This window comes from Citrobacter sp. wls717, assembly GCF_005280955.1.
GTDB lineage: Bacteria > Pseudomonadota > Gammaproteobacteria > Enterobacterales > Enterobacteriaceae > Citrobacter > Citrobacter werkmanii.
The window spans coordinates 72,214-86,922 of the sequence record NZ_SZWW01000030.1 but is presented as its reverse complement, the minus strand read 5'-3'; the positions used below and the strand labels follow the sequence as shown (position 1 = coordinate 86,922).

The following is a 14,709-nucleotide window of genomic DNA, read 5'->3' as shown; positions in this document are numbered from 1 at the left end:
GGTTCCAAAATCACCTTTAGCTGTATATACTCACAGCATAACTGTATATACACCCAGGGGGCGGAATGAAAGCGTTAACGGCCAGGCAGCAAGAGGTGTTTGATCTTATTAGAGATCACATCAGCCAGACAGGTATGCCACCGACGCGTGCGGAGATCGCGCAGCGTTTGGGGTTCCGTTCCCCAAACGCTGCTGAAGAACATCTGAAAGCGCTGGCGCGTAAAGGCGTGCTGGAAATTGTATCCGGCGCATCGCGTGGTATTCGTCTGTTGCAGGAAGAAGAAGAAGGTTTACCGCTTGTCGGTCGCGTTGCGGCAGGTGAGCCACTTCTGGCGCAGCAACACATCGAAGGCCATTATCAGGTCGATCCTTCACTGTTCAAACCCAATGCCGATTTTCTGCTGCGCGTCAGCGGTATGTCGATGAAAGACATCGGGATTATGGACGGTGATTTGCTGGCCGTGCATAAAACACAGGATGTGCGTAACGGTCAGGTTGTTGTTGCGCGCATTGACGACGAAGTGACGGTGAAGCGCCTGAAAAAACAGGGCAACAAGGTTGAACTCCTGCCAGAAAACAGCGAATTCAAACCCATTGTGGTCGACCTGCGCGAGCAAAGCTTCACTATTGAAGGGCTGGCGGTAGGCGTCATTCGTAACGGGGAATGGCTGTAATACTCTGTTGAGTCCCTGTAGGCCGGATAAGACGTTTGCGTCGCCATCCGGCAACTCGCCCGGTGGCACTGCGCTTACCGGGCCAGGGCAACATCTTCCAGTACCTCTAACTTCTTTTCAGGCTCCATTTCATGCCTTTCTTTACCTCCTCCGACAAAGCACTCTGGCGTCTTGCCTTACCGATGATCTTCTCCAATATCACCGTTCCCTTGCTGGGATTGGTCGATACCGCGGTCATTGGTCATCTGGATAGTCCGGTCTATCTTGGCGGCGTTGCCGTTGGCGCCACCGCGACCAGTTTTCTCTTTATGCTGCTGCTTTTTTTACGCATGAGCACCACAGGTCTTACCGCCCAGGCATTTGGCGCGAAAGATCCGCAGGCACTGGCGCGTGCGCTGGTGCAGCCGCTAATGCTGGCGCTGGGGGCGGGGCTGCTTATCGCACTGTTTCGTACGCCGATTATCGATCTGGCTCTGCATATTGTCGGCGGCAGTGAAGCAGTACTGGAGCAGGCCCGACGTTTCCTGGAAATCCGTTGGTTAAGCGCCCCCGCCTCGCTGGCGAATCTGGTACTGCTCGGCTGGCTGCTTGGCGTTCAGTATGCGCGGGCGCCGGTTATCCTGCTGATTGTCGGTAATGTTCTCAACATTGTGCTCGATTTATGGCTGGTGATGGGCCTGCATATGAACGTGCAGGGCGCGGCGCTGGCAACGGTCACCGCCGAATATGCCACCTTGCTGATCGGTCTGTTAATGGTACGCAAAGTCCTGCATATGCGCGGAATTTCGCTGGCAATGTTGAAACAGGCCTGGCGTGGCAATTTCCGCCGCTTACTGGCGCTTAACCGCGACATCATGCTGCGCTCGCTGTTGCTACAGCTCTGTTTCGGTGCCATTACGGTGCTGGGCGCGCGCCTGGGGAGCGATATCATTGCGGTAAATGCCGTTCTGATGACCCTGCTGACCTTTACCGCCTACGCGCTGGACGGGTTTGCCTACGCCGTTGAAGCGCATTCCGGTCAGGCCTATGGTGCACGGGATGGCAGCCAGTTACTGGATGTCTGGCGCGCAGCCTGCCGACAGTCCGGTCTTGTGGCGATTCTGTTTTCGCTGGTTTATGCCCTGTTTGGCGAGCACATTATAGCGTTGCTGACCTCGCTCCCGCAGATTCAACTGCTGGCCGATCGTTATCTTATCTGGCAGGTGATTTTGCCGCTGGTTGGCGTCTGGTGTTATTTGCTGGACGGTATGTTTATCGGCGCAACACGGGCTGCAGAAATGCGCAACAGCATGGCCGTTGCCGCCGCGGGATTCGCATTAACGTTACTGGCTTTACCGCTGCTGGGTAACCACGGTTTGTGGCTGGCACTCACTGTGTTTCTCGCCCTGCGCGGGCTTTCGCTGGCCTTTATCTGGCGACGTCACTGGCGCAACGGGACGTGGTTTGTTGAAGCCTGACGGTTAAAAATTCTGAATAGTGAATCGAATGCCGAATCAGTGACTACACTTATTCTCACGTCCAGCAGAAAAGATAGCGGAGTTGGACGAGATACTCTGGCTATTCACAACCTAACGATGAGGATTTGATGATGAATAAAGACGAAGTCGGCGGCAACTGGAAACAGTTCAAAGGTAAAGTGAAAGAGCAATGGGGCAAACTGACCGACGATGATATGACGGTCATTGAAGGCAAACGTGACCAACTGGTCGGTAAAGTCCAGGAGCGTTACGGTTATGCAAAAGATCAGGCGGAGAAAGAAGTCACTGACTGGGAAACCCGCAATGATTACCGCTGGTAATTAGTCCCCTCCTGAGAGTACAAGGATGTACGCTCTCTGGCTTAGCGACCGACTTTCTTTTTCACCAGAATTGAGTGGTCATGCTGACATTCGCCTGGATGGCGACAGGCTTCAACCTCCACGCATGCCGGGCACAGCCCGTGAGCTTCAATCACGTTATGCCGCAGAGCAAAACCCATTTTTGCCGCCAGCATATGCATGATGTCTTCCACACCTTCCGCACACTCTTCTTTTACCACGCCACAGCGATCGCAAATAAACATCGCAGAACTGTGGGTCGGTTGATCGAACAGGTGACACAGCACGTAGCTGTTGGTCGATTCCACTTTATGTACAAAACCTTGTTCCAGCAGAAAATCGAGCGCACGATAAACAGTCGGTGGCTTGGCCTGCGGCTCGGTTTCCCGTAGCAGGTCGAGCAGGTCATAAGCGCTAATAGCGCCTTCCTGCAGGCTCATCAGGCGCAGCACTTCGAGGCGCTGTGGCGTTAGCCGCACGTTGCGTTGCGCACAGAGTTTTTCAGCTTGAGCCAATAACTCCTGCGTGGTGGTTTTGTCCATTTGGCGCCTCGATTTGTGTGAAAGGTTAATCCCTTACTTTATCATGTTCTGCTTAAAACGCCGAGATCCGCCGCCGTGTGCTATACCTGACGCATCGTATTCTGGAGAATCCACATGAAAAGACCCGACTGTATTCGCCACTGGCGAGAGGTGGAGGGGGCTGATGACTCCACCTACCCCGACAGCAATGAACTTTTTGCTATTGGCGCGCCGCTTGCCCGTAAACTGGGGTTAGGAAGACTAGGTATTCATCATGAACGCCTGCCGCCGGGGCGTCGCACATCTTATCCTCATGCCGAAAGCGATGAAGAAGAGTTTATCTATGTGCTGGAAGGTTATCCGGAAGCCTGGATTAACGGCTATTTATGGAAGCTCGAACCTGGCGACAGCGTCGGTTTTCCGGCAGGAACCGGGGTGTGCCATACCTTTATCAATAACACCAGTGAAGAGGTGCGCTTGCTGGTCGTGGGTGAGGCAAACAAAAAATATAATCGCATTTATTACCCGCTTAACCCGGTCTATGCCGCCACGCGCGAGGATCGCTGGGTTGACCATCCGCCGCAGTTTTTTGGCCCACATGACGGCAAGCCGGGGCGCAAATAACGCTCTGTGAGAATATGCTGTGCGAGCCACGATGATGGGGCGCACTATCGCACCGGTCTATGCTATAGTAGCGCCCCTTTTTTAACCGGATGCTTGAATATTCGCCATGCTGCCTGAATCTCAGTCTACCGCTTTTCCCGCTCATCGTTTTTCTATCGCGCCGATGCTCGACTGGACGGACAGACATTGCCGCTACTTTTTGCGCTTACTGTCCCGCCAGACGCTGCTGTATACGGAGATGGTGACTACCGGAGCGATCATTCATGGTAAAGGCGATTATCTGGCGTATAGCGAAGAAGAACATCCGGTCGCGTTGCAACTGGGCGGGAGCGATCCGGCTGCGCTGGCGCAGTGTGCGAAGCTCGCTGAACAGCGGGGCTATGACGAAATTAACCTCAACGTGGGTTGTCCTTCCGACCGCGTACAGAATGGCATGTTTGGCGCCTGTCTGATGGGGAATGCGCAACTGGTCGCCGATTGCGTCAAGGCGATGCGCGATGTGGTGTCGATTCCGGTGACGGTGAAGACCCGAATCGGCATTGATGATCGAGACAGCTACGAATTCCTGTGCGATTTCATCAACACGGTATCTGGCAACGGCGAATGCGAGATGTTCATCATTCACGCCCGCAAGGCCTGGCTGTCCGGATTAAGCCCGAAAGAAAACCGCGAGATCCCTCCGCTGGATTATGACCGTGTTTATCAGTTAAAGCGTGATTTCCCGCATCTGACGATGTCGATCAACGGCGGTATTAAATCGCTGGAAGAAGCGAAAAAGCATCTGCAACATATGGATGGCGTGATGGTGGGGCGTGAAGCCTATCAAAATCCCGGAATTCTGGCGTCGGTCGACCGCGAAATTTTTGCTGCCGCTACTCATGATGCCGATCCGGTCGCCGTGGTGCGTGCCATGTACCCATATATTGAGCGTGAACTGAGTCAGGGTACTTATCTGGGGCATGTGACGCGCCATATGCTGGGACTGTTTCAGGGAATCCCCGGCGCACGTCAGTGGCGTCGTTACCTGAGTGAGAACGCGCATAAAGCCGGAGCCGATATTAACGTCCTGGAACATGCTTTGAAGCTGGTGGCCGATAAGCGTTAGTTTCTCACTAAAAGTTAGTTAATTTCACCACACCCTGTGCGTTGTCACAGGGTTTTTTGTTTTATAAATCAGTGGATTAACTTTGGCATGTTTCTTGTAAAGGAATGGAGAGTATTTTATTTCGGGAGAGAGTCATGCTGGAACTACTTTTTGTGATTGGATTTTTTATCATGCTGATGGTCACCGGCGTCTCGTTGCTGGGGGTGCTGGCCGCGCTGGTCGTAGCCACCGTCGTCATGTTTTTGGGCGGGCTATTTGCCTTGATGATTAAACTGTTGCCCTGGCTGTTACTGGCCGTTGCCGTGGTGTGGGTGATCAAGGCGATAAAAGCGCCAAAAGTCCCACAGTATCAGCGCAATAACCGCCGATTTTACTAAGGTATTGAGTGGTCCGTCACAACCTGAAACATTGCCTTTAGAACCAAATAGGAATTGATTATCAAATCTGTCACTATTGCCTGGTTAACGAATTCATCGAGCTGTACCCTACATACAGCCGAACTAAAAAAAAGAAAGGGCTTCCTGCGGGAAGCCCTAATTCTTTACGGGATCAGCAGACTCGATCCCTGCGTGGCGCGACTTTCCAGCACTTCATGGGCCCGTTGCGCGTCGTGTAGCGCAAATGTCTGACCAGGTGCGACATCCACTTTGATCACCCCGCTGGCAATCAGCGAGAACAGCTCATTGCTGGCTTCGGTTAATTCATGGTGGTTGGTGATGTAACCCTGGAGCGAAGGGCGGGTCACGTACAGCGAACCTTTCTGATTAAGAATCCCTAAATTTACACCAGTCACGGGTCCGGACGCGTTGCCAAAACTGACCATCAGTCCGCGGCGCTGCAGACAATCGAGAGACGCCTCCCAGGTATCTTTCCCCACCGAGTCATACACCACCCGCACTTTTTTACCGCCGGTGATCTCTTTTACCCGCTCAACAATGCTTTCTTCACGATAGTTAATCACCTGCCACGCGCCGGCCTGCTGCGCAATTTGCGCTTTTTGCGCATTGCCGACGGTGCCAATCAGTTTCGCTCCCAACGCTTTCGCCCACTGACAAGCGATCAGACCGACGCCACCTGCGGCTGCGTGGAATAAAAACGGTTCGTCAGGCTGGATTTCGTAGGTTTTGCGCAACAGGTAAAAAACGGTCAGCCCCTTCAGAAACGAGGCGGCGGCCTGTTCAAACGAGATAGCGTTAGGCAGAATAGCGGCTTTATCAGCCGGCACGTTATGCACTGAGCTGTAAGCGCCAAGCGCAGACTGAGCATACACCACGCGATCGCCAGCTTTGATGTGCGTCACTTTGCTGCCAACTTTGCTGACCACGCCTGCGGCTTCGGTACCCAGACCGCTGGGCAGAGAAGGCGGCGGATAAAGACCACTGCGGATGTAGGTGTCGATGTAGTTGATCCCTATCGCTTTATTCTCGACCTGGATTTCGTTTTCCGCCGGGTCAACCGGCGTAAACTCCACAGCCTTGAGTACATCAGGCCCACCATGCTTGTGAAATTCAATACGTGTTGCCATGCTTCCTCCAAAAGAAATGTGGTAATCTTTCGACCCAATCATTATCTCGGTAACTCCATTCACTATGGCAGGAAATAAACCCTTCAACAAACAACAGACTGATGCTCGTGAGCGCGATCCCCAGGTCGCCGGGCTAAAAGTACCGCCGCACTCGATTGAAGCGGAACAGTCGGTGTTGGGCGGTTTAATGCTGGATAACGAACGCTGGGATGACGTGGCCGAACGCGTGGTGGCGGAAGATTTTTATACCCGCCCGCACCGGCATATCTTTACGGAAATGCATCGCCTGCAGGAGATGGGAAAACCCATCGATCTGATTACCCTGGCAGAGTCGCTGGAGGTTCAGGGCCAACTGGACAGCGTCGGCGGTTTTGCGTACCTGGCTGAGTTATCGAAAAATACGCCAAGTGCGGCCAACATTAGCGCTTATGCGGATATCGTCCGCGAACGTGCCGTTGTCCGTGACATGATTTCGGTCGCGAACGAAATTGCGGAAGCCGGATTCGATCCGCAAGGACGTTCCAGTGAAGACCTGCTGGATCTCGCGGAGTCTCGCGTCTTTAAAATCGCTGAAAGCCGCGCCAACAAAGACGAAGGCCCGAAAAACATTACCGATGTGCTCGACGCTACCGTCGCGCGTATCGAGCAGCTATTCCAGCAGCCGCACGACGGCGTCACCGGGGTGAACACCGGTTATGACGACCTCAACAAAAAAACCGCTGGTTTGCAGCCGTCAGACCTCATCATCGTCGCCGCGCGTCCGTCGATGGGTAAAACGACATTTGCAATGAACCTCGTCGAAAATGCGGCGATGTTGCAGGATAAGCCGGTTCTTATCTTTAGTCTTGAAATGCCCTCAGAGCAGATCATGATGCGTTCCCTGGCCTCGCTTTCACGCGTAGACCAAACAAAAATTCGTACTGGTCAACTGGATGACGAAGACTGGGCGCGAATTTCCGGAACAATGGGTATTTTGCTGGAGAAACGAAACATCTATATTGATGACTCTTCCGGCCTGACGCCGACGGAAGTGCGTTCGCGTGCCCGTCGTATCGCCCGTGAACACGGCGGTATCGGACTTATCATGATCGACTACCTGCAGCTGATGCGCGTGCCGTCGCTTTCCGACAACCGTACGTTGGAAATTGCTGAAATTTCCCGCTCGCTGAAAGCGTTAGCGAAAGAACTGCATGTGCCGGTGGTGGCGCTGTCGCAGCTTAACCGCTCTCTGGAACAACGCGCCGACAAGCGTCCGGTCAACTCAGATCTCCGTGAATCCGGCTCCATCGAGCAGGATGCCGACTTAATCATGTTTATCTATCGTGATGAGGTTTATCACGAAAACAGCGACTTAAAAGGCATCGCCGAAATTATTATTGGTAAGCAGCGTAACGGTCCGATCGGAACGGTTCGCCTGACTTTTAACGGACAGTGGTCGCGATTCGACAACTATGCGGGCCCACAATACGACGACGAATAAATCTCCGTCATCCTTCATGCTGCAGATGCGTTGACTTCGCCCGTTCACCCCGGTCACTTAGTTTACTAAGCTTCCGGGGATTCTCAGGCTTGTCGCCTTTCTGCAACACGAATGATTTAGGAGATTCTTTTATTAAGGAATACACATGCAAGCGGCAACTGTAGTTATTAACCGCCGCGCTCTGCGACACAACCTGCAACGTCTGCGTGAACTGGCTCCTGCCAGTAAACTGGTTGCGGTCGTGAAAGCGAACGCTTACGGCCATGGTCTGTTAGAGACCGCGCGAACGCTCCCCGATGCGGACGCTTTTGGTGTCGCTCGTCTTGAAGAAGCCCTGCGGCTGCGCGCGGGGGGCATCACGCAGCCTATCCTGCTACTGGAGGGATTTTTCGATGCCACCGATCTGCCGACTATTTCCGCGCAGCGTCTGCATACCGCCGTACACAACCTGGAGCAGCTCGAGGCCTTGGAGGCCGCAAAACTGGCTGAACCGGTCACCGTCTGGATGAAGCTCGACACGGGCATGCACCGCCTGGGCGTGCGTCCTGAGCAGGCCGAGGCGTTTTATCAGCGCCTGACGCAATGTGAAAATGTGCGCCAGCCGGTCAATATCGTCAGCCACTTTGCACGCGCGGACGAGCCTGAGTGTGGCGCGACTGAAAAGCAGCTCGATATCTTTAATAGCTTCTGTGAAGGCAAACCGGGGCAGCGTTCGATTGCCGCATCCGGTGGTATTCTGCTGTGGCCGCAATCTCACTTCGACTGGGCGCGTCCGGGGCTGATTCTGTACGGCGTCTCACCGCTGGAAAACCACTCTATCGGTGCCGATTTTGGCTGCCAGCCGGTGATGTCGCTAACCTCCAGCCTGATTGCGGTGCGTGATCACAAAGCGGGCGAACCGGTCGGCTATGGCGGTACCTGGCAGAGCGAGCGCGACACGCGTTTAGGCGTGGTGGCGATGGGTTATGGTGATGGTTACCCGCGTGCGGCGCCGTCTGGAACACCGGTGCTGGTCAATGGCCGTGAAGTGCCGATCGTTGGTCGCGTCGCGATGGATATGATCTGCGTCGATTTAGGCCCTGAGGCACAGGATAAGGCCGGTGATTCAGTGATTCTTTGGGGTGAAGGTTTGCCCGTGGAACGCATTGCTGAAATGACGAAAGTAAGTGCTTACGAACTTATCACGCGCCTGACCTCAAGGGTGGCGATGAAGTATATCGACTAAGTTCATGATATGCCGGACAGGCGGAACGCCGCCATCCGGCAATATGCTCGCCAACTGCAACATCCTCTCGATCTTCTTCCGCTTCCGGTTTATTGTGTTCTTATCCTCTGCCTGTAAACCTGGAGAACCACCTCGTGTTTCAAAAAGTTGACGCCTACGCTGGCGACCCGATTTTATCGCTCATGGAGCGATTCAAAGAAGATTCACGTAGCGACAAAGTGAACCTCAGCATTGGTCTGTACTACAACGAAGACGGCATTATTCCTCAGCTTAAAGCGGTGGCGGAGGCGGAAGCCCGACTTAATGCCCAACCGCATGGCGCTTCGCTGTATCTACCGATGGAAGGTCTGAACACGTATCGTAATACCATTGCGCCGCTGCTGTTTGGCGCGGATCATCCGGTTCTCCTGCAACAGCGTGTCGCAACCATTCAGACGCTGGGTGGTTCCGGGGCGCTAAAAATTGGCGCAGACTTCCTGAAACGCTATTTCCCTGACTCTGGCGTATGGGTCAGCGATCCAACATGGGAAAACCATATTGCGATTTTTGAAGGGGCTGGATTCGAAGTGAGTACTTACCCCTGGTATGACAATGAAACCAACGGGGTACGTTTCAATGACCTGCTGGCCACGCTGAATACCTTACCAGCGCGCAGCATCGTGCTGCTGCATCCGTGCTGCCATAACCCGACCGGTGCAGATTTAACCCCTGCGCAATGGGATGCCGTTATTGAGATTCTGAAATCGCGCGATCTGATCCCGTTCCTCGACATTGCCTATCAGGGCTTTGGCGGCGGAATGCAAGACGATGCTTACGCGATCCGCTCTATAGCCAGCGCCGGATTACCCGCTCTGGTCAGTAACTCATTTTCTAAAATTTTCTCTTTATACGGCGAGCGCGTCGGTGGGCTGTCTGTGGTATGTGAAGACGCCGATGCGGCAAGCCGCGTTCTGGGGCAATTAAAAGCGACCGTACGTCGTAACTACTCCAGCCCGCCGAACTTTGGTGCGCAGGTGGTCGCTACGGTACTGGGTGATGACGCGCTGAAAGCCAGCTGGCTGGCGGAAGTCGAAGAGATGCGTACCCGCATTCTGGCAATGCGCCAGGAGCTGGTTAACGTGCTGAGCGCTGAAATCCCTGGTCGTAACTTTGACTATCTGCTGCAACAGCGCGGAATGTTCAGCTATACCGGGCTTAGCGCCGCTCAGGTCGATCGCCTGCGTGATGAGTTTGGTGTGTACCTGATTGCCAGTGGTCGTATGTGCGTGGCCGGATTGAATCACGCTAACGTGCAGCGCGTGGCGAAGGCCTTTGCTGCCGTTATGTAACAATCTGGTTTGCCGGATGGCGGCGTCAACGCTTTATCCGGCCTACAAGAGCATTGGTTTTTATCGTTTGTAGGCCGGATAAGCGTAGCGCCATCAGGCACGCTTTTCTGTGTGATCGTGCTCTTTTTCTGTAACAAAACCAGAGAAAATCCTTCCTTTCCCTTCCCTCAGGGGGTAAGGTCAGATAGTTTTTTGACCAGTTGTTAATAAAAAAATGATAACTAACTGACTACTTAGGGAAAAATATGCGCAAGTTTACGTTGGCACTGAGTGCCGTTTGTTTATTGTTCACGTTAAATCAGCCTGCTCAGGCATTAGTTTCTTCTCCCTCGCAGCTCAATCCAGGCACCAACGTTGCAAAACTCGCCGAGCAGGCCCCCATTCACTGGGTTTCCGTGGCGCAAATTGAAAACAGTCTGACTGGACGCCCGCCGATGGCCGTCGGGTTTGATATCGATGATACCGTCCTTTTTTCCAGTCCGGGCTTCTGGCGCGGTAAGAAAACGTACTCTCCGGACAGTGAAGATTACCTGAAGAATCCGGCTTTCTGGGAGAAAATGAACAACGGCTGGGACGAGTTCAGTATTCCAAAAGAAGTGGCGCGCCAGTTAATTGATATGCATGTGCGTCGTGGCGATAGCATTTTCTTCGTCACCGGACGTAGCCCGACGAAGACTGAAACGGTATCGAAAACGCTGGCTGATAACTTTCACATCCCGGCCGCTAATATGAATCCGGTCATTTTTGCCGGCGACAAGCCGGGCCAGAACACCAAAACGCAGTGGTTACAGGATAAAAACGTGCGCATGTTCTACGGCGATTCTGACAATGACATCACCGCCGCTCGCGACGTGGGTATTCGCGGTATTCGTATTTTACGTGCTTCCAACTCCACCTATAAACCGCTACCCCAGGCCGGCGCGTTTGGTGAAGAGGTGATCGTAAATTCTGAGTATTAAAGGCGCAGGCTGCTGTTTGGTGGTTTTTTAAACAAATTTGCGTTACCGGCTTTTACCTTTTGCGGACTTGCTGCACACTGAATAAACGATGTTCTCATTAGGCGAGTGCTGGTAAGGGGAATAAAGATGACGAATTCGGAGTTGCTGCAATACTGCATGGCAAAAACGGGCGCGGAGCAGAGCGTGCACAGTGACTGGAAAGCCACACAAATCAAAGTCGAAGATGTACTCTTTGCCATGGTAAAAGAGGTAGAAGAACGCCCGGCGGTCTCTCTGAAAACCAGCCCTGAACTGGCGGAATTACTGCGTCAGCAGCATAGCGATGTACGACCAAGCAGGCATCTGAATAAAGCGCACTGGAGCACGGTGTATCTGGACGGCTCGCTGCCGGATTCGCAGATTTATTATCTGGTTGATGCCTCTTATCAGCTGGCGGTAAACACGCTGCCGGAAGATAAACGTCGGATATTGGCGCAGCCCTGATCTGTTTCGCCGGATGCGGCGCAAGCGCCTTATCCGGCCTACAAGACATTATGCATATTCTGTAGGCCAGATAAGTGTTGCGCAATTACAACAGCGGTTTGAGGAAGCGGGCCGTGTGTGAAGCTTCACACTCAGCGACCGTTTCTGGCGTGCCGGAGACCAGAATTTCCCCGCCGCCGCTACCGCCTTCCGGACCGAGATCGACAATCCAGTCAGCGGTTTTGATTACGTCCAGATTGTGCTCAATCACCACGATGGTGTTGCCCTGATCGCGCAACTGATGCAGCACGTCCAGTAACTGCTGAATATCCGCAAAATGCAGACCGGTGGTCGGTTCATCAAGGATATACAACGTCTGCCCGGTGCCGCGTTTTGACAGTTCGCGCGCCAGCTTCACGCGCTGCGCTTCGCCGCCGGAGAGCGTAGTGGCCGACTGGCCGAGACGGATATACGTCAGGCCCACGTCCATCAGCGTTTGTAGCTTACGCGCCAGCGCCGGGACGGCATCGAAGAACTCGCGTGCTTCTTCAATGGTCATATCCAGCACTTCGTGGATGGTCTTGCCCTTGTACTTAATCTCCAGCGTTTCGCGGTTATAGCGCTTGCCTTTACACTGGTCGCACGGCACGTAGATATCCGGCAGGAAGTGCATTTCAACTTTGATCACGCCGTCGCCCTGACAGGCTTCACAGCGTCCGCCGCGAACGTTAAAGCTGAAACGACCCGGCGTGTAACCGCGCGCGCGGGACTCTGGTACGCCAGCAAACAGTTCGCGCACCGGCGTAAACACACCGGTGTAGGTTGCCGGGTTGGATCGCGGAGTACGACCAATCGGGCTTTGGTCAATGTCGATCACTTTGTCGAAATGTTCCAGGCCCTGAACATCGCGGTACGGCGCAGGTTCAGCCAGCGTGGCGCCGTTCAGCGCCGTCTGCGCAATCGGGAACAGCGTGTCGTTGATCAGCGTCGATTTACCGGAACCAGAAACCCCGGTAATGCAGGTGAACAGGCCAACCGGCAGCGTCAGGGTGACATCTTTCAGGTTGTTGCCGCGCGCGCCGGTAAGCTTCAGCACTTTTTCCGGATCGGCCGCCACGCGCTGTTTCGGTACTTCAATTTTACGCTTACCGCTCATGTACTGGCCGGTCAGCGACTCAGGCACCGCCATGATGTCGTCGAGCGTCCCTTCGGCAACCACCTGGCCGCCGTGAACGCCAGCGCCCGGGCCGATATCGATAACGTGGTCAGCGGCGCGAATCGCATCTTCATCGTGCTCGACCACAATCACGGTATTACCCAGATTACGCAGATGGATGAGCGTGCCCAACAGACGTTCGTTATCGCGCTGATGCAGACCAATAGACGGTTCATCCAGGACGTACATCACGCCGACCAGACCCGCACCGATCTGGCTTGCCAGACGAATACGCTGGGCTTCGCCGCCGGAGAGCGTTTCCGCTGAACGTGACAGCGTCAGGTAGTTGAGGCCGACGTTGACCAGGAATTTCAGACGATCGCCAATCTCTTTAAGAATTTTCTCTGCAATCTTCGCTCGCTGACCGGCAAGCTTCAGGTTGTTGAAGAAATCCATCGCATGACCGATGCTCATGTCGGAAATTGCGGGCAGCGGCGTATTTTCAACAAATACGTGGCGGGCTTCCCGGCGCAAACGCGTCCCTTCACAGCTGGCGCACGGGCGGTTGCTGATGAATTTGGCTAATTCCTCGCGTACCGCGCTGGATTCCGTCTCTTTATAACGGCGCTCCATATTGTGCAATACGCCTTCGAACGGATGGCGACGTACGGACGTATCGCCGCGATCGTTCATGTATTTAAATTCGATATTCTCTTTACCGGAACCGTACAGCACCACTTTATGCACGGCGGGGTTCAGGCTTGCCCATGGGGCTTCGACGTCGAATTTATAGTGTTCCGCCAGTGACTTAAGCATCTGGAAGTAGTAGAAGTTGCGGCGATCCCAGCCGCGGATAGCGCCACCGGCCAGCGACAGTTCCGGGTTTTGAATCACCCGGTCAGGATCGAAATACTGTTGTACGCCGAGGCCGTCACAGGTCGGGCATGCGCCCGCCGGGTTGTTGAATGAAAACAGACGCGGTTCCAGTTCGCGCATGCTGTAGCCGCAGATCGGGCAGGCGAAGTTGGCAGAGAACAGCAGCTCTTCCGCTTTCGGGTCGTCCATATCGGCAACCACTGCCGTACCGCCGGACAGTTCCAGCGCGGTTTCAAACGATTCCGCCAGGCGCTGGGTGAGATCGTCACGTACTTTAAAGCGGTCAATCACCACTTCAATGGTGTGTTTCTTTTGCAGCTCAAGCTTGGGCGGATCGGACAGGTCGCACACTTCCCCGTCGATACGGGCACGGATATAGCCCTGGCCAGCCAGGTTTTCCAGCGTTTTGGTGTGCTCGCCTTTACGCTCTTTAATTATCGGCGCCAGCAGCATCAGACGCTTGCCTTCCGGCTGCGACAGGACGTTGTCCACCATCTGACTCACGGTCTGCGCCGCCAGGGGAACGTCGTGATCCGGGCAGCGCGGTTCGCCAACGCGGGCAAACAGCAGGCGCAGATAGTCGTGAATTTCGGTAATCGTACCTACCGTGGATCGCGGGTTATGAGATGTCGATTTTTGCTCGATTGAGATGGCGGGAGACAGCCCCTCAATGTGGTCGACATCCGGCTTTTCCATCAGTGACAGAAACTGACGCGCGTACGCGGAAAGGGATTCAACGTAACGACGCTGTCCTTCGGCATACAAGGTGTCGAAAGCGAGCGAAGATTTGCCTGAGCCCGAAAGCCCGGTGACGACAATCAGCTTGTCGCGCGGGATGACGAGGTTGATGTTTTTGAGATTATGGGTGCGGGCGCCCCGAACTTCGATCTTATCCATTCATCTTTCCCGGATTAAACGCTTTTTTGCCTGGCTGCATGGTGCTACCGGCGATCACAAA

General features: G+C 54.2%; 14 protein-coding genes. 11 read left to right on the top strand and 3 right to left on the bottom strand.

Translation table 11 applies throughout. The annotated features are described in order from the left end of the window. Positions 1-65 precede the first annotated feature (65 nt). From lexA to FDX09_RS14665, 3 genes are all read left to right on the top strand, one after another. Positions 66-674, top strand: a complete 609-nt coding sequence (gene lexA, locus FDX09_RS14675; protein ID WP_003031703.1) for a transcriptional repressor LexA — start codon at positions 66-68, stop codon at positions 672-674. 131 nt (positions 675-805) lie between these two features. Beyond that, positions 806-2,131, top strand: coding sequence for an MATE family efflux transporter DinF (gene dinF / locus FDX09_RS14670; protein WP_085049593.1), 1,326 nt, complete (start codon positions 806-808; stop codon positions 2,129-2,131). 131 nt (positions 2,132-2,262) lie between these two features. Then, a complete protein-coding gene (locus tag FDX09_RS14665; protein WP_006688302.1) occupies positions 2,263-2,472 on the top strand; it encodes a CsbD family protein in 210 nt (69 codons plus the stop codon). Positions 2,473-2,513: 41 nt separating this feature from the next. Here FDX09_RS14665 and zur read toward each other — a convergent pair whose 3' ends face one another. Then, the gene (gene zur / locus FDX09_RS14660) at positions 2,514-3,032 is read right to left on the bottom strand and encodes a zinc uptake transcriptional repressor Zur (RefSeq protein WP_038636258.1); all 519 of its coding nucleotides are present in this window, start codon (positions 3,030-3,032) and stop codon (positions 2,514-2,516) included. 114 nt (positions 3,033-3,146) lie between these two features. Here zur and FDX09_RS14655 point away from each other — a divergent pair, with 114 nt between their 5' ends. The 3 genes from FDX09_RS14655 (at position 3,147) to pspG (ending at position 5,117) form a co-directional block, all read left to right on the top strand. Then, the gene (locus tag FDX09_RS14655) at positions 3,147-3,635 is read left to right on the top strand and encodes a cupin domain-containing protein (protein WP_038636260.1); all 489 of its coding nucleotides are present in this window, start codon (positions 3,147-3,149) and stop codon (positions 3,633-3,635) included. 106 nt (positions 3,636-3,741) lie between these two features. Further along, positions 3,742-4,740, top strand: coding sequence for a tRNA dihydrouridine(20/20a) synthase DusA (dusA, locus tag FDX09_RS14650; protein ID WP_137347423.1), 999 nt, complete (start codon positions 3,742-3,744; stop codon positions 4,738-4,740). Positions 4,741-4,874: 134 nt separating this feature from the next. After that, positions 4,875-5,117, top strand: coding sequence for an envelope stress response protein PspG (pspG, locus tag FDX09_RS14645; protein ID WP_016155352.1), 243 nt, complete (start codon positions 4,875-4,877; stop codon positions 5,115-5,117). Between the two features lie 164 nt (positions 5,118-5,281). Here the strand turns inward: pspG and FDX09_RS14640 are convergent, their stop codons facing one another. Then, the gene (locus FDX09_RS14640; RefSeq protein WP_038642960.1) at positions 5,282-6,265 is read right to left on the bottom strand and encodes a quinone oxidoreductase; all 984 of its coding nucleotides are present in this window, start codon (positions 6,263-6,265) and stop codon (positions 5,282-5,284) included. A 64-nt stretch (positions 6,266-6,329) separates the two neighbouring features. On the opposite strand from FDX09_RS14640, the gene dnaB reads away from it, so the two are divergent. From dnaB to FDX09_RS14615, 5 genes are all read left to right on the top strand, one after another. Further along, positions 6,330-7,745 carry a replicative DNA helicase gene (dnaB, locus tag FDX09_RS14635; RefSeq protein WP_003826610.1) on the top strand — a complete coding sequence of 472 codons (1,416 nt, stop codon included), beginning with the start codon at positions 6,330-6,332 and terminating at the stop codon, positions 7,743-7,745. A 145-nt stretch (positions 7,746-7,890) separates the two neighbouring features. Then, positions 7,891-8,970 carry an alanine racemase gene (gene alr / locus FDX09_RS14630; RefSeq protein WP_069325108.1) on the top strand — a complete coding sequence of 360 codons (1,080 nt, stop codon included), beginning with the start codon at positions 7,891-7,893 and terminating at the stop codon, positions 8,968-8,970. Between the two features lie 134 nt (positions 8,971-9,104). Beyond that, the gene (gene tyrB / locus FDX09_RS14625; protein ID WP_038636267.1) at positions 9,105-10,298 is read left to right on the top strand and encodes an aromatic amino acid transaminase; all 1,194 of its coding nucleotides are present in this window, start codon (positions 9,105-9,107) and stop codon (positions 10,296-10,298) included. A 245-nt stretch (positions 10,299-10,543) separates the two neighbouring features. After that, entirely contained in the window at positions 10,544-11,257 is a 714-nt protein-coding gene (gene aphA, locus FDX09_RS14620) for an acid phosphatase AphA (RefSeq protein ID WP_038636269.1), read from the top strand. A gap of 126 nt (positions 11,258-11,383) precedes the next feature. Then, complete coding sequence (locus FDX09_RS14615; RefSeq protein WP_038636271.1) at positions 11,384-11,740, top strand: MmcQ/YjbR family DNA-binding protein; 357 nt, start codon at positions 11,384-11,386, stop codon at positions 11,738-11,740. A gap of 85 nt (positions 11,741-11,825) precedes the next feature. On the opposite strand, the gene uvrA is transcribed toward FDX09_RS14615, so the two are convergent. After that, positions 11,826-14,648 (bottom strand): excinuclease ABC subunit UvrA, encoded by a 2,823-nt coding sequence (gene uvrA, locus FDX09_RS14610; protein WP_038636273.1) that lies wholly within the window; start codon positions 14,646-14,648, stop codon positions 11,826-11,828. Between the last annotated feature and the right edge of the window lie 61 nt (positions 14,649-14,709).